Origin of the sequence: Acinetobacter amyesii, from assembly GCF_002018365.1 — a bacterium.
Taxonomy (GTDB): Bacteria; Pseudomonadota; Gammaproteobacteria; order Pseudomonadales; family Moraxellaceae; genus Acinetobacter; species Acinetobacter amyesii.
In genome coordinates this window covers 18788-42434 of record NZ_MVKX01000001.1, presented here as the reverse complement: position 1 = coordinate 42434, position 23647 = coordinate 18788, and the positions used below count along the sequence as shown (strand labels likewise).

Sequence of the window (23647 nt, the reverse complement as noted above, 5' to 3'; positions counted from 1 at the left end):
CTTCCTATTTATTTTTTTGTTTTAGCGATTAAATTTATGCAACTGTGGAATGATGGTTTCAAGCCATTTGATCCAACCGATTTCCAAATCAATCCCAAGCTGTAAAATCATTTTATGAATGTACAAAGTACGGTCTTCATCATGCGCATGTGCAAAGTCTTTTGCAAAAATAGACTGGTACACTTTTAGTTTTTCTTTGTGAATGTCTAGATGGCGCTCTAATTCGGGTAATACGCCATTTGTACCCAGCTGAGCTTCTGCACGTAAACGGACCATCAACTCTTCACGTAATTGAGCCGGAGGGCTTTGTTCAACCATCCAATTGGCTAATTCAACCCGTCCAAGCTGTTCAACTTGATAGGTTTTTTTACGGGTTGTACTGTGCTCATCTTCAATGGTGCTGATCCAGCCTTTTTGCTGCATGCCACTGAGTTCACGGTAGATTTGCTGATGTGTCGCATTCCAAAAAAAGCCCATAGAGCGGTCAAAACGGCGTGCAAGGTCGATTCCTGTACTCGGTTTTTCAAGTAAGCTCGTGAGTAAAACATGGGCTAAAGACATATATGGCTCAGTCAAAATAGTTTTGTACTTTTTATTATGCAACATGTTGCATAAAAATCAAATCTCGCATATAAATTAGTGCAACAAGTTGCAAAAATCTTGTATGCGTAGATGGAAAGAGAAAGCTCGTATACAAGCGAAGATAAAAATAGCCAGCTTTTCAGCACGCTAAGGAGAAAAAATGTCAAATTATCCAAATTTATTGGCACCACTAGATTTAGGTTTTACAACGCTAAAGAACCGTGTATTGATGGGTTCTATGCATATCGGTCTGGAAGAAGCACCGGGTGGCTATGAACGTATGGCAGCTTTTTATGCAGAGCGCGCGAAAGGCGGTGTAGGTCTGATTGTAACTGGTGGTATTTCTCCCAATGATGATGGCGTGACATTTGCTGGTGGTTCAAAATTAGACTCTTTAGAAGAAGCTGAAAAACATAAAGTGATTACGCAGGCGGTACATGATGCTGGCGGTAAAATTGCGATGCAGATTTTGCATACAGGTCGTTATTCGTATCAAGCCAATAATGTTGCACCTTCATCTATTCAAGCACCGATTAACCCTGTAAAACCGCAAGCTTTAAGCACAGCAGACGTCGAACGCACGATTAATGATTTTGCCAAATGTGCGCAGTTAGCACAGACAGCGGGTTATGACGGTGTAGAGGTCATGGGGTCGGAAGGTTATTTAATTAATGAGTTTATTGCTGCGCGTACCAACCACCGTGATGATGAATGGGGCGGCAGTTATGAAAACCGTATTCGTTTCCCAATCGAGATCGTGCGTCGTACGCGTGAATTAGTCGGTGAAAATTTTATTATTATTTATCGTCTTTCTATGTTGGATTTGGTTGAAGGCGGGTCGACCTTCGAAGAAGTTGTACAACTTGCTAAAGCCATTGAAAAAGCCGGTGCAACTATTATCAATACCGGTATTGGTTGGCATGAAGCGCGTATTCCAACTATTGCAACCAAAGTGCCACGTGCTGCATTTACATGGGTGACCAAGAAATTAAAAGGCATAGTGAATGTTCCATTAATCACCTCAAACCGTATTAATACTCCTGAAATGGCTGAGCACGTACTCGCTTCGGGTGATGCAGATATGGTGTCCATGGCACGTCCAATGCTGGCTGACCCACGTTTTGTGGAAAAAGCAGAACAAGGGCGTAGTGATGAAATTAATACCTGTATTGGTTGTAATCAAGCCTGCTTAGATCATATTTTCTCGATGAAAATTGCAACATGTTTGGTTAACCCTCAAGCCTGCTATGAAACTGAGCTGATATTTAAAGAATCTGCGCAAGTGAAAAATATCGCTGTGATTGGTGCAGGACCTGCGGGTTTAAGCTTTGCAACTTATGCGGCAGAGCGTGGCCATAACGTAACGGTTTTTGAAGCTTCGAGCCAAATTGGTGGGCAGTTTAATATTGCGAAAACGATTCCTGGTAAAGAAGAGTTTTATGAAACGCTGCGTTATTTCAAACGCAAAATAGAACTATTGCCTCAGATTAAATTGGTACTGAACCATACGGCAACCTATGAAGAATTAGCTCAGTCTGATTTTGATGACATCGTGGTGGCGACGGGTGTAACACCGCGTCAGTTAGATATAGATGGTATTGATCATCCAAAAGTATTGAGTTATTTACAGGTTTTACGTGAACGTCAACCTGTTGGCAAACGTGTAGCGATCATTGGTGCAGGCGGTATTGGTTTTGATACAGCTGAATATTTAACGCATGAAGGTGAGAGCGGTAGCCTCAATCCTGAGAAATTTTATGATGAATGGGGAATTGATACCACTTATGCACAAGTCGGTGGCTTGAAACATCCAGACGTCGAAGAATCGCCGCGTGAAGTGTATTTATTGCAGCGTAAGGCTAAATCGGTCGGTGCTGGCTTAGGTAAAACCACGGGTTGGATTCACCGTACAGGTTTGAAACACCGCGATGTGAAAATGATTGCGGGTGCAAGCTACGATAAAATTGATGATCAAGGTTTGCATATTACCGTTGATGGTCAACCACGTATTTTAGATGTTGATCATGTGGTGATTTGTGCAGGTCAAGAATCTTATACCGCGATGTATGAACAGCTACAAGCAGATGGAAAAAATGTGCATTTGATTGGTGGTGCGAAAGAAGCAGGTGAGTTAGATGCTAAACGTGCCATTCGTCAAGGTGCAGATTTGGCTGCGGTGATTTAATCAGCCTCATACTAAACCACGACAACTACATTCAATTTATATGCAGTTGTCGTGCTTCCTCTCCCTTTGGGAGAGGAGTCAGAGGGAAATGATTCATCAACAAAAAAAGGACATAAATATGACTATTGAAATAACAAAAAAATCTGTTGCACGTTGGCACGAAATGCTCGACACACGGGATATGAATATTTTAAATGAACTCTTGGCAGAGGATGTGGTGTTTCGTTCACCTGTCGCGTTTAACCCATATCCGGGTAAGCCTGTAGTAACTTTTATTTTGACCAATGTGATTCAAATTTTTGAAAATTTTACCTATCACCGTGAGTTTTACTCAGAAGATGGTTTAAATGTGGTGCTTGAGTTTTCTGCCAACGTTGGCGAAAAAAAGTTAAAAGGGATCGACATGATTCAGTTTAATGAACAAGGACAGATGATTGATTTTGAAGTCATGCTCCGTCCAAAAAGTGGGTTGGAAGCATTGGCGGCGAAAATGGGTGAGCGCATTATGCAATATCAGCCTTAAATCTGCTGATTTTAAATGCCCATCACAGAATGATAAAAAGCATGATGGATATTGTCATGCTTTTTGCTTTTGAGGCTTAAGCAAACAAATATTGCTAGCGTGATATGGTTTTGTAGATACGTTTTTTTAATGGGCATTGTTAGTCAAAGTGAAAACATTGAAATGATTTGCTGTAGTGCGAAGCGAGGTGTAGGTAGGGTCAATGAATAGTGTGATGCATAAAGGGCGTCAGGCTCTTTTAAATTTTGTAGATCATGCAATCGGTGCAGAATTACCACAGCTTTATTATCATCCTGAAGGGCAAATGAAACATGTGCTGCCGAAGTTAAAGCAACTACATGAAAAATATCGCCCTACGCCTTGGCTGTCGAATACCCATGCACATTTACTGTATTTTGATGTCATTAAAAAGCGCCAAGTAAAGCTCAAATACGACGCCATAGAGCAGCTAACCATGGCTGATGGAGGGATCACAGCTATTGCATGGTTGGGTTTAGATTTACCTGCAGATGTGCCAACTGTGGTGCTCATGCATACAATTACGGGAACGCCTGAAAGTATGCGAGAAGTGGTTCGGGATCTTCATCTATATACAGGTTGGCGTATTGCACTCTGTCTAAGGCGCGGTCATGCCAATTTACCTATGCCAGTTGCCAAAATAAATTTATTTGGCTCAACAGATGACCTACGTGAACAGATTGCCTGTATTCAGCAGAAATTTCCCGCATCGAGATTGTATGGCGTCGGTTCATCTGCAGGAACGGGGTTATTGGTTCGCTATTTAGGCGAAGAGGGTGAGGCAACACCACTCAAAGCGGCTTTTGCTTTATGTCCGGGCTATGACACTGAGCTTGGCTTTAAAAATGTTCATCCTTTTTACAGTAAAATGATGACCAAGAAGCTCTTTCAGAAGTTTGTAGAACCCTATTCTGCAACATGGTCATCAACACCATCTTTAATTGAAGTGCTGAAAAGTAAAGATCTGGCGCAGTTTGAGCGTGCTTATTTCCAAATGGCGGGTTTTGCCGATTATGAAAGTTATGCCAAATCTACCAACCCAATTTATGTATTTGAAAATCTTAAAATTCCATTGATGATTTTAAATGCCGAAGATGATCCAGTTTGCCACATTCAAAACTTTGAACCCTACAAAGAATTAATTCGTTCTTTGCCGAATGTTGTGGTGGTGACCACCAAAAAGGGCAGTCACTGTGGTTATTATGAAGGTCTTGTTGATACCCATTCATGGGCAACCAAATTGATGGCAGATTTTTTAAAGTTATATGCGAACTAAAAAATAGCCTACTTTGGGTAGGCCATTTTAAGTGTGTGTTACTCGGCTTGTGCGCAACATGCAGTTGTTTGAGGTTTAAGCTTCATCTGTATCAATACTAAAATCAACGCTATAGCGCTCAGTGTAGCGCCTGCATAAGACACTGCAGCATAGCTTAGGTTAAGATTTAGCACTGCGGCACCTGCGACTGCACCCAAAGCATTTCCAAGATTAAATGCACCAATGTTCACTGAAGAAGCGAGGCCTGGTGCATCGTGAGCGACTGTCATAACACGCATTTGTAAAGGTGGTACGACAGCAAAGGCTGCTGCTCCCCAGATGATTAATGCAATCGCTGCGCCAATGGTGGTGGTTGCTAAAATTGGAAATAACAGCATCATCAGCATGAGTAAGACTAAAAAGCCAATCAAGGTTTTATCTAAGGATTGATCTGCAAACTTACCACCGAAATGGTTACCGATTGAAAATCCGATCCCGATTAAAACCAACATGAAAGTGATAAGTTCAGGACTTGCATGGGTAAAGACTTTTAAGCTTGGTGCGATATAGGTATAGAGCGCGAACATCGCTCCAGCACTCATGACCGTGGTGAGCAGTGCTAAAACAACAGGCATGCGTGTTAATACTTTTAACTCTGCTCGTACATCAGGTTTTTCGGTCTGTTGCTGATGGGGTAGTGCTTTCCATAATGCCAACATAGTGATGATGCCCAGTAAGGTAATAGCGGCAAAAGACATACGCCAACCGATATTTTGCCCCACCCACGTTGCGAGTGGCACACCGCCAATATTAGCAATGGTCAAGCCCATAAACATCATAGCAACAGCACTGGCTTGTTTATCTTTCGGCACAACACTCGCAGCAACCACAGAACCTAAGCCAAAAAATGCACCATGATTTAAACTAGTCACCAAACGTGCCGCCATTAAACCGAGATAATTGGGTGCAATCGTTGCCAAAATATTACCGATGGTAAAGATTGCCATCAGTAAAATAAGGGCAGTGCGTTTTGGAAAACGTGCTAACCATAAGGTCATTAATGGGGCACCAATCATGACGCCAACGGCATAGGCACTAATCAGTAAACCCGCTTGGGGAATAGACACTGATAGATCTGCTGCAATTTCAGGCAAAAAACCCATTGGTGAAAATTCTGTTGTGCCAATTGCAAAAGCACCTACAGCTAATGAAATTAATGGAAAATTGAATTTCATATTAAATATCCCAAACTGGAGCAAGTTCAGGTGGGTTCACTTCACGCGCATTTCTGTCCAGTGTGCCAATGGCCTGCATCTGTTCTGGTGTTAAATGAATCTCTTGAGCTTTTAAATTACTGATTAAATGTTCACGTTGGGTTGAAGATGGAATAACTGCATAACCTTTTTGCACTGCCCATGCGAGTGCAATTTGAGCTGAAGTGACTTGGTGTTCGGCTGCAATGTTTAACAGCGTTGGATCTTGCAAAACTTTGCCATAAGCCAAGGTCATATAGGATGTGACATCTATATTGTTCGTTTGTAGGTAATTGGCCAAGTTTTGATTTTGCAAATATGGACTAAGTTCAATTTGATTGGTTGCAATATTTTCCAGCCCAATGTGATCAATGGCTTGTTGAGTGAGCTCTATATTAAAATTAGATACACCAATATGCTCAGTCAATCCTTGTTTTTTTGCCTCAAGTAAATGTCCCATTAATTCAGGAATATCGACTCCAAGTGCAGGTGCGGGCCAATGAATAAGTGTGAGGTTAACTGCATCAGTCCTCAATTTAATTAAACTGTCTTTTAGACTGGGTATCAGTTTGTCGGCAGCATAATTTTCAGTCCAAATTTTCGTGGTTAAGAAAATATCAGCTCGATTGACCTGACTTTCGTGGATTGCTTGGCCTACTTCTGCTTCATTACCGTAAATTTGTGCGGTGTCTACAGCACGATATCCAACTTCTAAGGCAGTTTTAACTGAATGAATAACAGTGTCACCTGTTAAACGGAAGGTACCGACACCAAATTGAGGAACAATCATCAGGAATTCTCTTTTTTGAATTGATGCTATTGTGCTGCTAATTTTAATGAAGAAAAATGCATGAGTTTGGAATATATTATTGATTAAAAATCACGAATTCGAATATGCAATGAAATCGACCATTGAGGAGCTGCAGGCTTTTACTGTTATTGTAGATAGCGGCTCTATTATCAAAGCAGCAGAAAGACTGGATCAAACAGCATCTGGTGTAAGCCGCGCATTACAGCGTCTGGAATCTAAATTAAATGTAACCCTGTTAGAACGAACAACCCGCAAAATTAAGCTGACGCAAGAGGGGCAATTATTTTTAGCTAAAACACGGCGGATATTGAATGATTTAAGCGAAGCGGAAGATTCTTTGCTGAAATTAGATGCAGACACTTCGGGTTTGGTGCGAGTCGATTCTGCGATTTCGTTTATTCTGCATATGATCGTTCCCTTGATTCCAGAATTTAATGCGCGTTATCCGCATATACAGATTGAATTGGTGAATCATGATCAAGTGATTGACTTATTAGAGCATAAAGCGGATGTCGCAATTCGCTTTGGGAAATTAAACGACTCCAGTTTGCATGCAAAACTTATTTACAAGAGTCGACTGTGTTTGGTGGCGAGTCCTGAATACCTTCAGCAGCATGGACGTCCGCAAAATGCTGAAGAGCTAACCGCACATGCTTTACTTGGATTTAGTCAAATTACCCATATGAATACTTGGCCGATCCAAGTCGCAGGGAAATCTTTGACGATCCGACCAAATATTAAGGCATCAAATGGTGAAACCATTCGTGAGCTTGCGATTCATGGTATGGGCATCGCTTGTCTTTCGATTTTTATGTTAGAAAAAGATATTGCAGAAGGACGATTGGTACAACTTTTAGACGATCAAATTGAGCCACATGAACAGCTTATTCATGCTGTCTATTATCAACAAGAGCATTTACCGAAACGTGTTCGTATATTTATTGAATATTTAGCTGAAAAATTACAAGAATAGTTGTGAGAAAAAAACAGTGCATTGTTGGGTACAGATTTTTATTTACATAGAAACAATAAAAAACCCGACAATTGCCGGGTTTTTTTGATCATTTGTTTGATAAAACTTCGATCTTAGTTCTCTAAAGCTGGTGTTGCAGCAGCAATGGCAGCGGCAACGGCGTCATCTTCAGACTGTGCAGAACCTGAGTTTTGTTTAGGTTGAGCAGCTTGTGCAGGTTTTTCTGCCGCTTTAGGAGCTTCTGCTTTTGGAGCAGGAGCTTCTGCAGGAGTAGTAGGTTCACGACGAATTTCAGTTGTTGTATTTGGTGTTTCTTCACGAATCACTTCAACTTGCTGCTGAGTCGGTTCTTCAACAACTGGTTGTTCTTCAACTGGTTCTAATTGTGTAGGTACAGATGCTGTTGGTTCAGATGCTGCAACTTCAACCTGTTCCTGTTCTTCTTCTTTTGGTGCTTCTTTTTTTACACATGCTGTAAGAAGTAGGCCTGTTGCGATTGCACCGCAGATTAAAAGTTTCTTATTCATAATTACACAAAACAAAAAAGTGTGGATTGGATAAATGCATTATAACAGCAAATAAGAATATAGAAATGATAAGAACTTACTCTAAATTTTTATGATAATTGCTGTTACAATAGCCAATTGTTAATTGTTCTATGAATTGATGCGGAATGACTTTGCTTTCTTGGTACAGAGTAAAGTAAAATCGCACAACATTGTAGGCCAATTTAGGCTCCATTGTACGAGAAACTTAATGACCCATTTTATTTTCGTTACTGGTGGTGTTGTATCATCACTAGGTAAAGGTATTTCAGCTGCATCAGTGGCTGCGCTTTTAGAAGCCCGTGGTTTAAAAGTAACCATGGTAAAAATGGATCCATACATTAATGTCGATCCAGGGACTATGAGTCCATTCCAACACGGTGAAGTTTTTGTCACAGAGGATGGTGCTGAAACTGACTTAGACTTGGGTTATTACGAACGTTTCTTGCGTCGTGCGAAAATGACCAAACTGAACAACTTTACTTCAGGACGAGTGTACCAAGATGTCTTGAATAAAGAACGTCGTGGTGACTACCTCGGTGGTACAGTTCAAGTTATTCCACATATTACTGACAATATTAAAGAACGTGTTCTTCGCGCAGGTGAAGGCTATGACGTTGCGATCGTTGAGATCGGTGGTACAGTAGGTGACATTGAATCTCTCCCATTCATGGAATCTGTACGTCAACTTATGGTCGAACTAGGTCATAAGCGCACAATGTTAATGCACTTAACTTTACTCCCATACATTAAGTCAGCTGCTGAATTAAAAACTAAACCAACTCAACACTCTGTAAAAGAGCTTTTGTCGATTGGTATTCAACCAGACATTCTGATCTGCCGTACAGAGCATGATGTTGATGCTGATACTACACGTAAAATCGCGTTATTTACGAACGTTGAAGCACGTGCAGTTGTGGTATGTAAAGATGCGCGTTCAATTTACCAAATACCACGTACTTTCTATGAACAAAACGTTGATGATTTAATCTGTGAACGTTTTGGTTATAACGATCTTCCAGAAGCTGATCTTACAGACTGGGATAACGTTGTAGATGCATTACTGAACCCTGAATACACAGTTCGTGTAGCGATGGTTGGTAAATACGTTGAACTTCCAGATGCATACAAATCTGTAAACGAAGCACTTTTACATGCGGGTATTCAAAACCGTGTGAAAGTTCAAATCGACTACGTAAATGCAGAAGAACTTGAAAGCCAAGATGTAAACGACGTATTGAAAGACGCGGATGCAATCTTAGTTCCGGGTGGTTTCGGTGAACGTGGTACAGAAGGCAAAATGAAAGCGATTCGTTTTGCACGTGAAAACGGTGTGCCATTCCTTGGTATCTGTTTAGGTATGCAGTTGGCTGTGATCGAATATGCGCGCAACGTTGCGGGTATTAGCGATGCAACTTCAACTGAATTTAACCGTTCTACAAAATCACCATTGATTGGTTTAATCACTGAATGGTTAGATGAGCGCGGCGAAGTTCAACAACGTAATGCAGATTCTGACTTAGGCGGCACAATGCGTCTGGGTGCTCAAAAATCTGAATTGGTTGCAGGAACAAAAACTGCACAAGTTTACGGTTCTGAAGAGATCGTTGAACGTCATCGTCACCGTTATGAAATGAACAACCGTTATATCCCAGTGCTTGAAGAAAAAGGCATGAAGATTTCAGGTTATTCTCCAGTACAGCGTCTTGTTGAAACTGTTGAAATTCCTGAACATCCTTGGTTTATTGCTGTACAATTCCATCCGGAATTTACAAGTTCACCACGTGATGGACACCCATTATTCGCAGGCTTTATTGATGCTGCTAAAAAGCAGTACCAAAAAGCGAAATAATGTGTTTTTGACTAAACCAGGAAGAGTTTAAATGTCACAATTAAAACCACAGGAAATTGTACGTTTAGGCGATATACAAATGGCAAATCATTTGCCATTTGTACTATTCGGCGGCATGAACGTACTTGAGTCAAAAGACCTTGCTTTTGAAATTGCTGAAACATATGTGGATATCTGCAAACGCTTGGATATTCCGTATGTGTTTAAAGCAAGTTTTGATAAAGCCAATCGTTCAAGCTTGAACTCTTTCCGTGGCCCAGGCCTGGAAAAAGGAATCGAGTGGTTAGCTGACATTAAAAAACACTTTAATGTGCCGATTATTACTGACGTACATGAACCATACCAAGCAGCGCCTGTTGCTGAAGTTGCGGATATTATCCAACTTCCTGCATTTTTAAGCCGACAGACTGACCTTGTTGAAGCGATGGCGAAAACTGATGCCATCATCAACATTAAAAAAGCACAGTTCCTTGCGCCACACGAAATGCGTCATATTTTGCATAAGTGTTTGGAAGCAGGAAATGACAAACTGATTCTTTGTGAACGTGGTTCAGCATTTGGTTACAACAACTTAGTTGTGGACATGTTGGGCTTTGACATCATGAAAGAAATGAATGTGCCTGTGTTCTTTGATGTTACGCATGCGCTTCAAACGCCGGGTGGTCGTGCGGATTCTGCAGGTGGTCGTCGTGCACAAATCACGACATTGGCACGTGCAGGTATGGCGACTGGTTTAGCAGGTTTGTTCTTAGAAGCTCATCCAGATCCAGAAAATGCCAAATGTGACGGTCCATGTGCGTTACGCATGTCACAGTTGGAACCTTTCTTGGCACAGTTAAAAGAACTCGATACCTTGGTTAAAGGTTTCGCAAAGTTAGACACACACTAATTCGATACACATTGATGCGTCACTTTTGACGCATCATTTTTATTAATCAACTGAGGAATTGTTCATGAGCCAAATCGTTGACATTCGTGCACGTGAAATTTTGGACTCTCGTGGTAACCCTACCATCGAAGCAGACGTAATCTTAGCCTCTGGCGTTGTAGGCCGTGCATGTGCACCATCTGGTGCTTCAACTGGTTCTCGTGAAGCTTTAGAACTTCGTGACGGCGACAAAGCTCGTTACTTAGGCAAAGGCGTTAAAACTGCGGTTAACAACGTTAACACAGTAATTCGTGATGCATTGTTGGGTAAATCGGTATTCGAACAAAAAGACATTGATAACACAATGATCGCGCTTGACGGTACTGAAAACAAAGAAAAATTAGGTGCTAACGCAACTTTAGCGGTTTCTTTAGCTGCTGCACGCGCTGCTGCTGATGAAAAGAAAATTCCACTTTTCCAATACATCGCAGACCTTCGTAATAACAGCATTTTGACTATGCCTGTTCCAATGATGAACATCCTAAATGGTGGTTCACATGCAGACAATAACGTAGACATTCAAGAATTTATGATTGAGCCAGTTGGCTTCACTTCATTCTCTGAAGCTTTACGCGCTGGTGCTGAAATTTTCCATTCTTTAAAATCAGTTTTAAAGAAACAAGGTTTAAATACTGCAGTTGGTGACGAAGGTGGTTTTGCACCGAACCTTCGTTCTAACGAAGAAGCAATTACAGTGATTCTTGAAGCAATTGAAAAAACTGGCTACAAAGCTGGTTCTGACATTATGCTTGCGCTTGACTGTGCATCTTCAGAATTCTACAAAGATGGTCAATACATCCTTGCAGGTGAAGGCAATAAAGCATTCACAAGCAACCAATTTGCTGACTACCTTGCAGGTTTTGCAAAACAATACCCAATCATCTCAATTGAAGATGGTTTGGACGAGTCTGATTGGGAAGGTTGGTCTTACCTCACTTCAATCCTTGGCGACAAAATCCAATTGGTTGGTGATGACCTATTCGTGACGAATCCTAAGATTCTTCAACGTGGTATCAACGAAAAAGTGGGTAACTCAATTCTGATCAAGTACAACCAAATCGGTACGTTGACTGAAACTCTAGATGCAATCTACCTTGCGAAAGCAAATGGTTACACTACAGTAATTTCACACCGTTCTGGTGAAACTGAAGATTCTACAATTGCGGATCTTGCAGTGGGTACAGCAGCGGGTCAAATCAAAACTGGTTCACTTTGCCGTTCTGACCGTGTAGCGAAATATAACCAATTACTTCGTATTGAAGAATTGACTAATGCTGCATATCGCGGTAAAGCTGAGTTCAAAGGTTTGAACTAAGCAGATCATGCTATCTATGTTAAATGTATTTGACTCCAAAGCGAGTAAAGCATTGTTGGGCCTTGCGATCTTTTTGATCGCAGGGTTTCAATATTTATACTGGTTCGGTGAAGGTGGTTATCATCAACATCAACAACTGAGTCAGAAAATACAACAACAAGTCGAACTTAATGACGAATTAAAAGAACGAAATCGCGTGCTTGCCGCTGAAGTATACGATTTAAAAAATGGCGTTGAAGCTATTGAAGAGCATGCTCGTCTAGATTTAGGTTTAATTAAACCGCATGAAACTTTCGTGCAGATGAGTACGATCAGTACTCAGTACAAACCAATTTATATTGATCCAAACGCTAAAGTAGACCTACGTACCAATGAGTCAGAACCAGCCGAACTTCCACCAGAACCTTAAATTGTGGGCTATTATTCCTGCTGCTGGATCAGGAAGTCGATTTTCTAAAACTGAACTAAAACAATATCAAAACATTGCGGGTCTAACTGTGCTTGAACACACGGTTGCACGTCTCAACCAATTGCCATTGACGGGCTATGTGTTGGCTATAGGTGAGCAAGATAATGTTGCTCGGACATTGGCACTAGCTAATCAAGATAAGGCACATTTTTGTTTAGGCGGTGCAGAGCGTGTGCATTCTGTACTCAATGCATTGCAATATCTATCTGCGATTGCCAATGATGATGATTGGGTGTTTGTTCATGATGCAGCACGACCATGTGTCTCACAGTTGAGTCTAGAAGATTTAGTTCAATCGGCAGTCGATTCGGAGCAAAGTGCGATTCTCGCCATTCCTGTACGCGATACTTTAAAGCGAGTTGAAACGGCACCACAAATATCAACAACGGTAGATCGTTCAACTTTATGGCAAGCGCAGACACCACAAATTGCCAAATTGGGTGTACTTAAAAATGCCATTGAACAAGCGCTTGCCGCTGGTGCGACCATCACAGATGAAGCTAGTGCCTTAGAATTTGTCGGTGAGCAAGTTAATGTCGTGCAAGGTCGTTCGGACAATATTAAAATTACCTATCCTGATGACTTGGAATTGGCACGTTTAATTTTAGCGTCTCAAGTGAATAGATGATTATTTCAAGGAATATTTAAGGGACAGTGATTTTTACTGTCGCTTTAATCTATAATTCCCGCATCCTTTTTAGATCTGTTTCGCAATGATCCCTTCTCAACAGTATCGTTTTTTACGTCAGTCATTACGTGATGGCCGCAGTATAAAACACGATTCTTCTCGATGGGCTAAACTTCATTTAGACCCGTGGTTACTTTGCTTCTTGGTACTCAATGCAATATTGGGGCTGATGGTTGTCTATAGTGCGACCGCAGAAGACTCGGGAATGGTGCTGCGTCAAGCCACAAGTTTTGGTGTGGGCTTTATTGTGATGCTGATCTGCGCGCAAATTCCACCCAAAGTTTACCAATCTATGAGTCCGTACTTATATGCCATTGGTATATTTTTACTGCTATTGGTTTTGGTCATTGGTGAAAAAAGGATGGGGGCGAAACGCTGGATTAGCTTACCGGGTATCGGCAGTATGCAGCCGAGTGAGTTTATGAAATTTGCCATGCCACTGATGATGGCGTGGTATTTTGCGCGAAAACCTTTTCCACCGAAATTTTTACAAATTGTCGGGGCATTAATTTTATTATTGATTCCATTTGCATTGGTCGCATTACAGCCCGACTTGAATATCGGTTTGATTATTCCGGGTATTTTTGTTTTATTTTTAAGTGGTATGTCTTGGCGTTTAATTGCAGGTGCTTTAACAGCCTTTGCGATTGCAGCACCTGTACTCTGGATGTTTTTTTTGCAGGAATATCAGAAAAAACGTGTGCTAACGTTATTCGATCCTGAGTCTGACGCGCTTGGTGCAGGTTGGAACATTATTCAGTCTAAAATTGCCATTGGTTCAGGTGGTTTAATGGGCAAGGGTTATACCGAAGGGACACAGTCGCACTTGGGTTATCTACCAGAGCATCATACTGACTTTATTATGTCGACCTATGCAGAAGAATTTGGCTTTATTGGTGTATTTCTTTTATTTAGTTTGTTTACAGCAATTATTGTTCGCTGTTTGATTATTGGACTAAATTCCTTCCATAATTTTGGGCGTTTGTATGCAGGCGCGACCGGTTTAACCTTCTTTTTCTTTGTATTTTTAAACTCCGGCATGGTCAGCGGTATTTTGCCGGTCACAGGTGACCCGCTGCCGCTGATGAGTTATGGCGGTACGGCCGTCATTGCAATGCTTGCCGGTATGGGGATTGTGATGTCGATTCATACGCATCGTTAAGTAGAATAGACAACATTAAGCCGGATTTATATCCGGTTTATTTTTGCTTGAGTTTTAAAATAATCGAGATAAAACTTCTAAAAATTGATTATTGCAATATTCATTAAATGTGATAACTCATTTAAAAAACACCATTCGGTGGAATGGTGCTTCTTCTATAGTTAGGGCTTTGATTTGAAAAGAAATTAAACGTTTTTTGTATAACGTGTATTATTTAAACTTTAGGAAATCCTAATTCAACGTTTGCTCTTTTATAATTTTTCGTGCATCTAAAATATGTACCAATACAAGAGTAAATAGGAGACTTAAAGCATATTTAAAATATTGAATAAATAAAATAAATCCTGGATTAGCTGAATATAAAGCTTTTTTTAAAGCATATCCTTTAGTTCCTGTTTCAGGCTGTATTGGATCACTCGGAAACCAAGTTGAGCTAATGCAAATGATAAAAAAAATAAAGAAACAAAGCATAGTTGCACTGTACATTGCGAGACCATCACGAGTTCTTATCTGTTTAATAACAGCGTTTTGTACCTGTAATTGGATATCTGGTTTTAGGCCAAAAAACTTTCGGCTGAAAAATATAAGAAAAATTGTAATCCAAGTACATAAAGCAAAAAAATCATTTAAAAACCTTTGTTTTGATGAAACTTGAAGTTGTTGTGTGTTGGAAAAAATCCCGCTGAACTCGAAATCAAAGCAAATTGCCATTAAGGCTACAACAAAGGGGAAAATCAAAAAATAATAAAATGGAGCAATATTATCTAAGTAATTCGTAATAGAGTTTGTTTTGTGTATAGCCATTAAAGAAATTCTTAATTCTCATATATATCTGATTATAAATGAGATATATAAAAGCATAAAACAGATATACGATTTTATTTAACATAATGGTGCTCATACAAACTCTGAAGTGTGCAACTAGGATCGAATTTTTTTATTTATCTGTGGGATTTGAAACTGTTTTGTAGTTTCAATCAAAAATAAAGCCCTCAAGTGAGGGCTTTATTTAGATATTAATTAGTGTAGGAACCATGTGTAGTAGCCCCACAGCATAAGTGGCCAAGCGAGGAAGGGGCTAAAAAGCCATTTCCAGAACCAATGGTGTGGCGTAAAACCCACACCATGCACAAAACCACCTGAAATACCTATCATGATGAACATCAGCGCTCGATGGCTATATCCACCATTGTCATCCAGCATGGCAGCAGGATGTACAAGTAACACGGCTGCCAAAGGAAAAGCTAACAGGCAGGAAATGACCATTGCAAATTTATTTGGCTTCTTTTCTACAAGTGATTTTTCTACAGCAGCATCAGTCATTTGTTATTCCTCATCTAGATCTTGATGATGTTCGATGTAAAGCGCACTAAGTACACCCGCAAAACATGCCATCAAAATACCGAGAATCCAAGCAAAATACCACATCGTCTTTTCTCCTTAGACACAGCCTTAGTATAGGCTGTGTGAATTCTCTTCAATATGTTTGTTAGTGACTACACCCCACATCTTGTAGTAACACCAAGTTGTGTAGCACAGGATAATTGGGACAAAAATACACGCGGCAACTGTCATCACAGTCAGGGTATTTTTACTTGATACCGCATCCCACATAGTCAAACTTACAGTTGGGTTGATGCTCGATGGCATAAGGAAAGGGAACAATGCAAAACCAGCAGTTAAGATTGCACCAATGACTGCCAAGCTTGAACCAAGGAAGCTGAAACCGGCTTTACCTTTACCTGCGGCAAGGATGATGATCAATGCACCCAAAATAGCCATGATTGGCGCAATCATAGTAATCGGATAAGTACTGTAGTTGTTCATCCAACCTGGGTTGGCATTGGTGATCACTTCTTTAGCCAAAGGGTTAGCAACGCCATTTGTGTCAAACGGTTGAGCTAATGTGTAGCCTTGGATATTACCGAAGTATAACCATGCGCCTGCCAGTAAGAAGCAAACCAAGAATACGATACCCATAAGCTGAGTCGCTTTTGCTGAGCGTGCACGTAGGTCGCCGTCTGTACGAAGCATGAGCCATGCACCACCGTGTGCGCAAAGCATAGATAAACTCACAATACCGCAAACTAAAGCAAATGGGTTAAGCAGTGCAAAGAAGCTACCTGTATAAGTCGAGCGAACAGTTTCGTCCATAGTGAATGGAACACCAAGGAACATATTACCAAACGCAACACCAAATACGAGGGCAGGAACTGCACCACCAATTGCTAGACCCCAATCCCAAGAATTACGCCACTTGGTATTTTCAAGTTTAGAACGGTAGTCAAAACCGACTGGACGTAAGAAGAGGGCGAAGAGTACCAGTAACAGTGCCCAGTACATGCCTGAGAATGCAGTTGCATATACCATTGGCCACGCTGCAAACAGTGCACCGCCGGCAGTAATAAACCAAACTTGGTTACCGTCCCAGTGTGGGGCAATCGTATTGATTGCCGCACGACGTTCTTCGTCTTTTTTACCTACGAATGGCATGATCGCCATTGAGCCCATATCGAAGCCATCGGTGAGGGCGAAGCCGATCAGTAGGACACCGACTAATACCCACCAAATGATTTTGAGTAATTCATATTCGATCATGCTTGAGCCTCCTCATTTGCCTTTTTTGCAGCTTCAAGTTTCTCGAAGTGGTATTTACCAGTATGTAGAGAACTTGGGCCAAGGCGTGAGAATTTAATCATTAAGTACATTTCAATGATCAGCAGTACAGTGTAGAACGCTGCCAATGCAAGGATAGAACCCCATACATCACCTGTACTTAAGCTAGAAGCTGAAAGATGTGTAGGTAGAACTTCACCGATAGTCCAAGGTTGACGACCAACTTCAGCAACATACCAACCTGTTTGTGCAGCAATCCAAGGTAATGGTAGAGCAAACAAAGCAAACTTTAATAACCAAGGTTTGTTTTCTGCATTACGTTTACCGACAGCAAAGGTAGCCAGTACGAACAGAAGGAGCATTAAGAAACCAGAAGCAACCATTGCACGGAATGCCCAGAACAAGCTTGGAACATGTGGAATAGTGTCTTTTGCAGCAGCTTTGATTTGTTCATCAGAAGCATCGACCACTTTGTCTGTGTATTTTTTCAGAAGCAAACCATAGCCCAAGTCTTTTTGAGACTCAGCAAATGCTGCTTTAAGTTCAGGAGAAGTGTCGCCTGCACGAAGTTGTTCTAACTGTGAGTAAGCCACCATACCGTTACGAATACGCGCTTCGTGTTGTACGATCAGGTCTTTAATACCTGTTACTTCTTTGTCAGTTGAACGTGTTGCGATAATCCCCATGACATAAGGAATTTTGATCGCGTAGTCAGTAGACATGGTTTCTTTATTTGGAATACCAAACAAAGTAAATGGCGCTGGAGCTGGGTGAGTGTCCCATTCAGCTTCAATTGCAGCAAGTTTAGTTTTTTGTACGTCACCAATTTCATAACCAGATTCATCACCTAGTAAGATCACTGAAAGTGTAGACGCCAAACCAAAGATAGCAGCGATAGCGAATGAACGACGAGCAAATGGCAAGTCACGCTTTTTCAATAAGTAGTAACTTGAAATTGCCAGTACGAAAATAGCACCAGTCACATAACCTGCAGATACGGTATGTACGAATTTAACCTGAGCCACAGGGTTGAAAATCAATGCACCGAAGTCCACCATTTCCATACGCATGGTTTCATAGTTAAACGCGGAACCGACAGGGTTTTGCATCCAACCATTGGCCACTAAAATCCATAGTGCAGACATGTTCGAGCCAAGTGCAACTAACCAAGTGACAGCCAAATGCTGAACTTTAGATAGGCGATCCCAGCCGAAGAAGAATAAACCAATAAATGTTGATTCAAGGAAGAATGCCATCAGACCTTCAATGGCTAATGGTGCACCGAAAATATCACCAACATAGTGTGAGTAATACGCCCAGTTAGTACCGAACTGAAACTCCATGGTCAAACCAGTCGTAACACCTAATGCGAAGTTAATACCGAAGAGTTTTCCCCAGAATTTAGTCATGTCTTTATAAATTTCTTTGCCAGAAATCACATAGGTGGTTTCCATGATGGCAAGAATAAAAGCCAGACCTAAAGTCAGTGGAACAAAAATAAAGTGATACATCGCGGTCATTGCAAATTGGAACCGCGAAAGATCGACCACGCTTTCAGAAATCATCAACGTGTCTCCTTGATTTGGGAAGGACTGCCAGCAATATGCTCGGCAACTTGATTGTCAAAGTTTTTAGGGATAGTAGGGGCGTCGAACCAGATGTTCTTAATGATCATTAAAATAATCACTTTAATTATTAGTATTGCGGTTATTTCTCTGACCACACGACGATTTAAATCTTTGAATTTTAAGCTCATGGAGATAAGCCTATTCTTTAAACTTGTACTATATTATTAACAAATATATACAAAAAGCAAATAGGTTGAACAGTTAAAATAAAAATATATTATTAAGTATTTTAAATACAATAGCTTATGATATTTAATAGTTAAAAAATAAACTAATTTTTTTATTTTAAATACCTGACTAAAACACTTGTGTTTTAATATTTTAAATCCGACTAAAACGCTTATATTTATATTTTAAATTCTGACTAATTTACTATATTTACTAAAAGTTACATTGTTAATAATGAGAATCTTTATTGAATGAATAAAATTTGTATTTTTTATATTTAAGTTTATCTAAACAAATGTGTTATTGATGTGGTGCTATTAAACGATCGTTATATGGATGATATTGAATAGGCGTATCTAAGTTTTTAAATGTTTTTATAAACCACTGATAAATGATGCACTTAGCTTATTTCGGTTCTGAGACATTGCCTTTGAATAAAAAAAAGACATACCGGAGTATGTCTTTTGGGGGGAGATATTGCAGCTTAGAAGTCGTAACGCAGACCAAGAGAAAGTGCAGTCGCATTTTCATCACCGATCCCTGAGATACCGTTACCGAAGCTACGACCTTCTTTCCAAGGGTTGAGTTTAGAGTTTTTGTCGTTAAGCACAGTTGCTAGGTTGCCGTATACGCGTAAAGTGCTATCCAACTTATGTTCTACACCCACACCGATCAAGCTTGCATTGGCATCATCAGCATCTACGTCACGGTAGAAGTATTCACCGCGTACTGAGGTTTTAGGGGTTACTTTATATTCGCCAGCAACACCAAAAACTTGAGCATCTGGGTTCGCGGTATCGTTGTCGTGTTTCGCAATTTGGTATAACGCACCCAAGTTAAATTCTTCAGTTAACTTATATGCACCAGCAATACGGAATGCATCACGACTTGCACCACCAGCTGCGTTTGCTGCATTTTCATCATACTTTTCGTAGGCTGCTGCAAAATCAATAGGACCTTCTTTATAAGTTAGAGCAAGATCATAGGCTTTGTTATCATCTTTGCCTTCACCATCTGCTTCACGGTCAATTTGTGTACCTGAATGCATCGACATTGCAGCTAATACATTGAAACCACCGCCAAATTTTGGCGATTTATATTCAATGGTGTTTTCATTACGTTCATCAAATTTTAAGTTGCCGACACGTGTTACGTTACGAACGTCACCAACCATGTCACCGAAGAAGTTCACAGGGCTACGTGCGACTTTAAATGGGCTGTCAAAACGACCTACACGTGCTTGACCATAAGTTGAACTTTTTAAACCCACGAATGTGTCACGTGTTGAAAAATCTACACCTTTGCTGTCTTGGCTACCACTTGCAAAGTTTACTTCTTGCTCAATTTGAGCGAATACGTTGAGGTCATCATTAATTTTTTGATCTACTTTGAAGCCTAAGCGTGAAGCGTTAGAAGAAAGACCAACTTCGTTGTAATCTTTACCATCATCTAGATAGTCAAGAGAGACATGTGCACGGCCATAAATTTTTACATCTGCAGCAGATGCCATCATTGGTGTAAGAATTGTTGCCCCGATTGCTAATGCACATAGAGTTTTTTTCATTTGAAGCTCCAGAAGACTTTTCCAGTCATATCAATATGTTTTATCAGTAGCTTGGCTAGAAGTAATTTCGCTATCTAATGGCGCTAAGTATTCATTACAAATAAGACAGTTCTATTAAGGAAATATTTCAAAACGGTGAAAGGTGATTTTGGTTTAAATTGCTTTTATACTTATAAAAATGAATATTTATTAAATACTTAGAGTTGTATTGAACAGTAAATTTTGCAGCTAAAAGTTCTTGGGATAATATTCGAGACATAAAAAATGGAGCCGAAGCTCCATTGATCATCACTTTAAACTCAATTGAACTTAAAGTGCTGCTTTGATTTTTTCGCCAATGGCTTTAATTTTTTCCATATCGCCCATTTGTGCGGCATGTTTACCTAATTCATGCACTGAAGTCGGAATCAGGTGGAAATGCACATGCGGAACAGTTTGACCCGCAGCAGCGCCAGACAACTGCATCAATACGATACCTTTCACGTCTAAGGCTTTTTCCATTGCTTTCGCAACTTTTTGAGCAACCTGAATGGTATAAGCAGCCGCTTCTGGATCTAAATCAAGCAGCGTAATAGCAGGGGTTTTAGGAATTACGAGCGTATGACCTTCGGCCTGTGGCATGACATCCATAAAAGCGAGTACTTGATCATCTTCATAGACTTTAAACGCAGGAAGTTCTCCACGTAAAATCCGAGCAAAAATATTTTGATCATCATAAGTCATTGCTAAATTCCTTGAGCGAATTGAATCGTAATTATTTACAGTTCAATTCTTTCTGACGATCTTTGATCGCGTCAAGTCGTTGTTGCTCTTTTTCTGAAAATTTAGGCTTAGTTGTGTAGCAATTGTCATTGCCAAACTTCGCTTTAGCGTCAGGATCTTTAAAGCAGAAACCTTTCGATGCATAAATCACGTCATGGTCATTTTTCAACTTTTGGCATTCTTGCTCAGATGCTAAAACAGCAGTAGAAGCCCCGATTAAAGTTACAGCACCTAGCAAAGTTGCGAGGGTAAATTTGTTCATGCGAGTTTCCTCTGTCATTTGTAACAATGTGTGTTATGACACTAGAGTACAATATGATGGTTATTTATCGTTATTCAATGGCGAGTTATTACTCAATTGTAATTTTACTCCATTTTTCATACATAATCATAGCGCTTGAAAAATCACTGTTTTCTTCAGCTTGATCGCTTGCTGCTTGGATTAAATTTTGCGTCAAAGAGAGCACCGGTGCTGAAAGTTTTGCTTGTCGTACCAGATCAACAGCAATTCCCGTATCTTTTGCAAGTAATGGAAGTGCAAAGGTTAATGGGAAGCTACGATTCAGTACGCGCTGCGGTAAAACCGTTTCGGTCACATTGCTTTTACCGCTCGACGCATTAATACAATCGAGTGCCTCATGTAAGTCCACGCCATGCGCTTTTAAGGTGGTGAATCCTTCAGCAACTGCACAAAGATTTACAGCCATTAACATGTTGTTTACAGCTTTAACGGCAAAACCCGCACCCGGTTCACCCACATGTTTAATCAGTTTGCCAAATGTTTGGATCGCAGGTAATGCACGTTCAAAGGCTACTGCGTCACCACCTATCATGACGGTTAATGTTCCAGTTTCAGCGCCAATGGTTTGTCCACTTACAGGGGCATCTAAGAATGCAACATTTTGTTGCTTTAAGGCAGCAGCGAGTTTTTTTGCAGATTCTGGTACACCGCTGGTACAGTCGACCCAAATCGAGCCTGATTTCAGCGTTACACTCGCAATTAAATTTTCAACATCTTGGCTGATGGGTAGGCAGGAAAAAATAATGTCCGCTTGTACTGCTTGCTCTAAAGCAACCGCTTGCGTACCAAATTCAGCAGCATGTTGTTCTGCCTTGGTAAAGTTTCGATTCCAGACATAAACCGTGTCGAACTGTTTTGGTAGGTGCGCTGCCATACGGTAACCCATTGCGCCCAATCCGATAAATGCAACTGACTGAATCATCTTTACCCTCTAAATTTTTATTTCAATAAACTGGATCTTTGTGTAAGCCACTGGGTCAAAGTTGGCCAAAATTGATTGGCACTTTTTTGACTCGACATCAGGCCGAGGTGACCACCGGGAATGAGAGTAAACGTGACATCTTGGCTACTTGTCAATTCGCCTAAAGGACTTGCTGCATCTGCCGTAACGATTTGATCGGTAGAACCCGCGCCAATCAACAATGAACAGTGGATATTTTTTAATTGAATAACTTTATCTTTCAATTGAATAATGCCGTTTTTAAGCGGATTTTGTAGCCAAACATTGAACACCATGTCTTGGTTAATGCCACCCGGATAGTCAATCATGTGATTGAGAAAATCGCCCATGGTTGCATGTTCATATAGGTCATGCAGATTATCTAAGTTAGATAGAAATTGTTTTTGGCTTTTGAACCAACCCAGTGGATCGACGATTTTAAATCCAATCGCATTGAGCACACCGGGTGTATGGATAAAATGTTTAGGAATTTTCCCGGTGTAGACCGTATCTTGTAAATTCTTACTACGTGAAAGCAAGCGATTGGTTTTTTGAAATAACTTTCCGATACGACCTGAGGCATAGCTATCAATCGGCGCGCCCATCACCATGAGATTTTTAACGTGTTCAGGTTGATGTAATGCGGTATACAGCGTGACAAAGACTCCAGCCATACTCCAACCGTGTAGCGAGATGTATCGACTATCTGCATGCTCACAAATTTGATCAATACAATGTGGAATCACATCATCAATAAACGATAGAAAATTTAAGAATCGATCTTGATAGTTTAATTTTCCCCATTCCAACAAATAGACATCAAATCCACTGTGTTGAAAATGTTTCACCAATGAGCGATATGGATACAAATCATAAATCGCCATATTGATGGCCAGTGGTGCAACAAACACTAAGGGTTCTTTGTATTTACGATCAGGCGAAGCGTAATACCGAACTTTTGCATGTTTATATTCAGTAATTACTTCATAGGGTGTTGATTGAGAAAGGACCAGCGATTTTGCATTAAACACACGTGTAGACAAGTGTTTAATTTTCTTTTGCTGCGCTAGAAATTTCTGTTTGAAAGGATGCATAACTGTCAATTGCCT

25 protein-coding genes are annotated in these 23647 nt (G+C 40.5%); 10 read left to right on the top strand and 15 right to left on the bottom strand.

Going from position 1 to position 23647, the window contains the following annotated elements:
- Positions 1–21: 21 nt before the first annotated feature.
- A complete protein-coding gene (locus B1202_RS00240) occupies positions 22–561 on the bottom strand; it encodes a PadR family transcriptional regulator (RefSeq protein WP_078189188.1) in 540 nt (179 codons plus the stop codon).
- Positions 562–742: 181 nt separating this feature from the next.
- Here B1202_RS00240 and B1202_RS00235 point away from each other — a divergent pair, with 181 nt between their 5' ends.
- From B1202_RS00235 to B1202_RS00225, 3 genes are all read left to right on the top strand, one after another.
- Positions 743–2767, top strand: coding sequence for an NADPH-dependent 2,4-dienoyl-CoA reductase (locus B1202_RS00235; RefSeq protein WP_078188528.1), 2025 nt, complete (start codon positions 743–745; stop codon positions 2765–2767).
- Between the two features lie 118 nt (positions 2768–2885).
- On the top strand, positions 2886–3290 hold the full coding sequence (locus tag B1202_RS00230) for a nuclear transport factor 2 family protein (protein WP_078189187.1): 405 nt from the start codon (positions 2886–2888) through the stop codon (positions 3288–3290).
- Between the two features lie 202 nt (positions 3291–3492).
- Complete coding sequence (locus B1202_RS00225) at positions 3493–4584, top strand: YheT family hydrolase (protein ID WP_078188527.1); 1092 nt, start codon at positions 3493–3495, stop codon at positions 4582–4584.
- Between the two features lie 38 nt (positions 4585–4622).
- Here the strand turns inward: B1202_RS00225 and B1202_RS00220 are convergent, their stop codons facing one another.
- Together B1202_RS00220 and dkgB are read right to left on the bottom strand one after the other, a co-directional pair.
- Positions 4623–5798: an MFS transporter gene (locus B1202_RS00220; RefSeq protein WP_078188526.1), complete on the bottom strand. Its 1176-nt coding sequence runs from the start codon at positions 5796–5798 to the stop codon at positions 4623–4625.
- A 1-nt stretch (position 5799) separates the two neighbouring features.
- Entirely contained in the window at positions 5800–6606 is an 807-nt protein-coding gene (gene dkgB / locus B1202_RS00215; protein WP_213033251.1) for a 2,5-didehydrogluconate reductase DkgB, read from the bottom strand.
- A 109-nt stretch (positions 6607–6715) separates the two neighbouring features.
- Between dkgB and B1202_RS00210 the strand changes: the two genes are divergently transcribed.
- Positions 6716–7600: a LysR family transcriptional regulator gene (locus tag B1202_RS00210; protein ID WP_078189186.1), complete on the top strand. Its 885-nt coding sequence runs from the start codon at positions 6716–6718 to the stop codon at positions 7598–7600.
- 113 nt (positions 7601–7713) lie between these two features.
- Here the strand turns inward: B1202_RS00210 and B1202_RS00205 are convergent, their stop codons facing one another.
- On the bottom strand, positions 7714–8127 hold the full coding sequence (locus tag B1202_RS00205) for an internalin (protein ID WP_078188524.1): 414 nt from the start codon (positions 8125–8127) through the stop codon (positions 7714–7716).
- 229 nt (positions 8128–8356) lie between these two features.
- Here B1202_RS00205 and B1202_RS00200 point away from each other — a divergent pair, with 229 nt between their 5' ends.
- The 6 genes from B1202_RS00200 to rodA all read left to right on the top strand — a co-directional run bounded on the left by B1202_RS00200 (position 8357) and on the right by rodA (position 14559).
- Positions 8357–9997, top strand: a complete 1641-nt coding sequence (locus tag B1202_RS00200; protein ID WP_078188523.1) for a CTP synthase — start codon at positions 8357–8359, stop codon at positions 9995–9997.
- Positions 9998–10028: 31 nt separating this feature from the next.
- Positions 10029–10886 (top strand): 3-deoxy-8-phosphooctulonate synthase, encoded by an 858-nt coding sequence (gene kdsA / locus B1202_RS00195; protein ID WP_078188522.1) that lies wholly within the window; start codon positions 10029–10031, stop codon positions 10884–10886.
- Between the two features lie 64 nt (positions 10887–10950).
- Positions 10951–12240: a phosphopyruvate hydratase gene (gene eno, locus B1202_RS00190; protein ID WP_078188521.1), complete on the top strand. Its 1290-nt coding sequence runs from the start codon at positions 10951–10953 to the stop codon at positions 12238–12240.
- A gap of 16 nt (positions 12241–12256) precedes the next feature.
- Positions 12257–12649, top strand: a complete 393-nt coding sequence (locus B1202_RS00185; protein WP_078188520.1) for a septum formation initiator family protein — start codon at positions 12257–12259, stop codon at positions 12647–12649.
- Positions 12612–13337 (top strand): 2-C-methyl-D-erythritol 4-phosphate cytidylyltransferase, encoded by a 726-nt coding sequence (gene ispD, locus B1202_RS00180; protein ID WP_078188519.1) that lies wholly within the window; start codon positions 12612–12614, stop codon positions 13335–13337. The genes B1202_RS00185 and ispD overlap by 38 nt, the downstream gene beginning before the upstream one ends.
- 85 nt (positions 13338–13422) lie before the next feature.
- Positions 13423–14559: a rod shape-determining protein RodA gene (rodA, locus tag B1202_RS00175; protein WP_078188518.1), complete on the top strand. Its 1137-nt coding sequence runs from the start codon at positions 13423–13425 to the stop codon at positions 14557–14559.
- 231 nt (positions 14560–14790) lie between these two features.
- Here the strand turns inward: rodA and B1202_RS00170 are convergent, their stop codons facing one another.
- The 11 genes from B1202_RS00170 to B1202_RS00120 form a co-directional block, all read right to left on the bottom strand.
- A complete protein-coding gene (locus tag B1202_RS00170) occupies positions 14791–15363 on the bottom strand; it encodes a hypothetical protein (protein ID WP_078188517.1) in 573 nt (190 codons plus the stop codon).
- 216 nt (positions 15364–15579) lie between these two features.
- A complete protein-coding gene (locus B1202_RS00165) occupies positions 15580–15882 on the bottom strand; it encodes a cyd operon YbgE family protein (protein WP_078188516.1) in 303 nt (100 codons plus the stop codon).
- 3 nt (positions 15883–15885) lie between these two features.
- A complete protein-coding gene (cydX, locus tag B1202_RS00160; protein ID WP_002120988.1) occupies positions 15886–15987 on the bottom strand; it encodes a cytochrome bd-I oxidase subunit CydX in 102 nt (33 codons plus the stop codon).
- 24 nt (positions 15988–16011) lie between these two features.
- Complete coding sequence (gene cydB, locus B1202_RS00155; protein ID WP_078188515.1) at positions 16012–17157, bottom strand: cytochrome d ubiquinol oxidase subunit II; 1146 nt, start codon at positions 17155–17157, stop codon at positions 16012–16014.
- Positions 17154–18740 (bottom strand): cytochrome ubiquinol oxidase subunit I, encoded by a 1587-nt coding sequence (locus tag B1202_RS00150; RefSeq protein WP_078188514.1) that lies wholly within the window; start codon positions 18738–18740, stop codon positions 17154–17156. Before B1202_RS00150 ends, cydB begins: the two co-directional genes overlap by 4 nt.
- Positions 18740–18931: a cytochrome oxidase putative small subunit CydP gene (cydP, locus tag B1202_RS00145; protein WP_078188513.1), complete on the bottom strand. Its 192-nt coding sequence runs from the start codon at positions 18929–18931 to the stop codon at positions 18740–18742. The genes B1202_RS00150 and cydP overlap by 1 nt, the downstream gene beginning before the upstream one ends.
- A 524-nt stretch (positions 18932–19455) precedes the next feature.
- Complete coding sequence (locus B1202_RS00140; protein WP_078188512.1) at positions 19456–20535, bottom strand: porin; 1080 nt, start codon at positions 20533–20535, stop codon at positions 19456–19458.
- Positions 20536–20844: 309 nt separating this feature from the next.
- The gene (locus B1202_RS00135; RefSeq protein WP_078188511.1) at positions 20845–21258 is read right to left on the bottom strand and encodes an HIT family protein; all 414 of its coding nucleotides are present in this window, start codon (positions 21256–21258) and stop codon (positions 20845–20847) included.
- A 31-nt stretch (positions 21259–21289) separates the two neighbouring features.
- Entirely contained in the window at positions 21290–21559 is a 270-nt protein-coding gene (locus tag B1202_RS00130) for a YARHG domain-containing protein (RefSeq protein ID WP_078188510.1), read from the bottom strand.
- A gap of 88 nt (positions 21560–21647) precedes the next feature.
- Complete coding sequence (locus B1202_RS00125) at positions 21648–22520, bottom strand: NAD(P)-dependent oxidoreductase (protein WP_078188509.1); 873 nt, start codon at positions 22518–22520, stop codon at positions 21648–21650.
- 17 nt (positions 22521–22537) lie between these two features.
- Entirely contained in the window at positions 22538–23632 is a 1095-nt protein-coding gene (locus B1202_RS00120; RefSeq protein WP_078188508.1) for an alpha/beta fold hydrolase, read from the bottom strand.
- Positions 23633–23647 lie beyond the last annotated feature (15 nt).

Coding starts and splice junctions, on each gene's coding strand:
- B1202_RS00240 (WP_078189188.1), bottom strand. CDS start 561: ATGTCTTTAGCCCATGTTTTACTCACGAGCTTACTTGAAAAACCGAGT.
- B1202_RS00235 (WP_078188528.1), top strand. CDS start 743: ATGTCAAATTATCCAAATTTATTGGCACCACTAGATTTAGGTTTTACA.
- B1202_RS00230 (WP_078189187.1), top strand. CDS start 2,886: ATGACTATTGAAATAACAAAAAAATCTGTTGCACGTTGGCACGAAATG.
- B1202_RS00225 (WP_078188527.1), top strand. CDS start 3,493: ATGAATAGTGTGATGCATAAAGGGCGTCAGGCTCTTTTAAATTTTGTA.
- B1202_RS00220 (WP_078188526.1), bottom strand. CDS start 5,798: ATGAAATTCAATTTTCCATTAATTTCATTAGCTGTAGGTGCTTTTGCA.
- dkgB (WP_213033251.1), bottom strand. CDS start 6,606: ATGATTGTTCCTCAATTTGGTGTCGGTACCTTCCGTTTAACAGGTGAC.
- B1202_RS00210 (WP_078189186.1), top strand. CDS start 6,716: ATGAAATCGACCATTGAGGAGCTGCAGGCTTTTACTGTTATTGTAGAT.
- B1202_RS00205 (WP_078188524.1), bottom strand. CDS start 8,127: ATGAATAAGAAACTTTTAATCTGCGGTGCAATCGCAACAGGCCTACTT.
- B1202_RS00200 (WP_078188523.1), top strand. CDS start 8,357: ATGACCCATTTTATTTTCGTTACTGGTGGTGTTGTATCATCACTAGGT.
- kdsA (WP_078188522.1), top strand. CDS start 10,029: ATGTCACAATTAAAACCACAGGAAATTGTACGTTTAGGCGATATACAA.
- eno (WP_078188521.1), top strand. CDS start 10,951: ATGAGCCAAATCGTTGACATTCGTGCACGTGAAATTTTGGACTCTCGT.
- B1202_RS00185 (WP_078188520.1), top strand. CDS start 12,257: ATGTTAAATGTATTTGACTCCAAAGCGAGTAAAGCATTGTTGGGCCTT.
- ispD (WP_078188519.1), top strand. CDS start 12,612: ATGAGTCAGAACCAGCCGAACTTCCACCAGAACCTTAAATTGTGGGCT.
- rodA (WP_078188518.1), top strand. CDS start 13,423: ATGATCCCTTCTCAACAGTATCGTTTTTTACGTCAGTCATTACGTGAT.
- B1202_RS00170 (WP_078188517.1), bottom strand. CDS start 15,363: ATGGCTATACACAAAACAAACTCTATTACGAATTACTTAGATAATATT.
- B1202_RS00165 (WP_078188516.1), bottom strand. CDS start 15,882: ATGACTGATGCTGCTGTAGAAAAATCACTTGTAGAAAAGAAGCCAAAT.
- cydX (WP_002120988.1), bottom strand. CDS start 15,987: ATGTGGTATTTTGCTTGGATTCTCGGTATTTTGATGGCATGTTTTGCG.
- cydB (WP_078188515.1), bottom strand. CDS start 17,157: ATGATCGAATATGAATTACTCAAAATCATTTGGTGGGTATTAGTCGGT.
- B1202_RS00150 (WP_078188514.1), bottom strand. CDS start 18,740: ATGATTTCTGAAAGCGTGGTCGATCTTTCGCGGTTCCAATTTGCAATG.
- cydP (WP_078188513.1), bottom strand. CDS start 18,931: ATGAGCTTAAAATTCAAAGATTTAAATCGTCGTGTGGTCAGAGAAATA.
- B1202_RS00140 (WP_078188512.1), bottom strand. CDS start 20,535: ATGAAAAAAACTCTATGTGCATTAGCAATCGGGGCAACAATTCTTACA.
- B1202_RS00135 (WP_078188511.1), bottom strand. CDS start 21,258: ATGACTTATGATGATCAAAATATTTTTGCTCGGATTTTACGTGGAGAA.
- B1202_RS00130 (WP_078188510.1), bottom strand. CDS start 21,559: ATGAACAAATTTACCCTCGCAACTTTGCTAGGTGCTGTAACTTTAATC.
- B1202_RS00125 (WP_078188509.1), bottom strand. CDS start 22,520: ATGATTCAGTCAGTTGCATTTATCGGATTGGGCGCAATGGGTTACCGT.
- B1202_RS00120 (WP_078188508.1), bottom strand. CDS start 23,632: ATGCATCCTTTCAAACAGAAATTTCTAGCGCAGCAAAAGAAAATTAAA.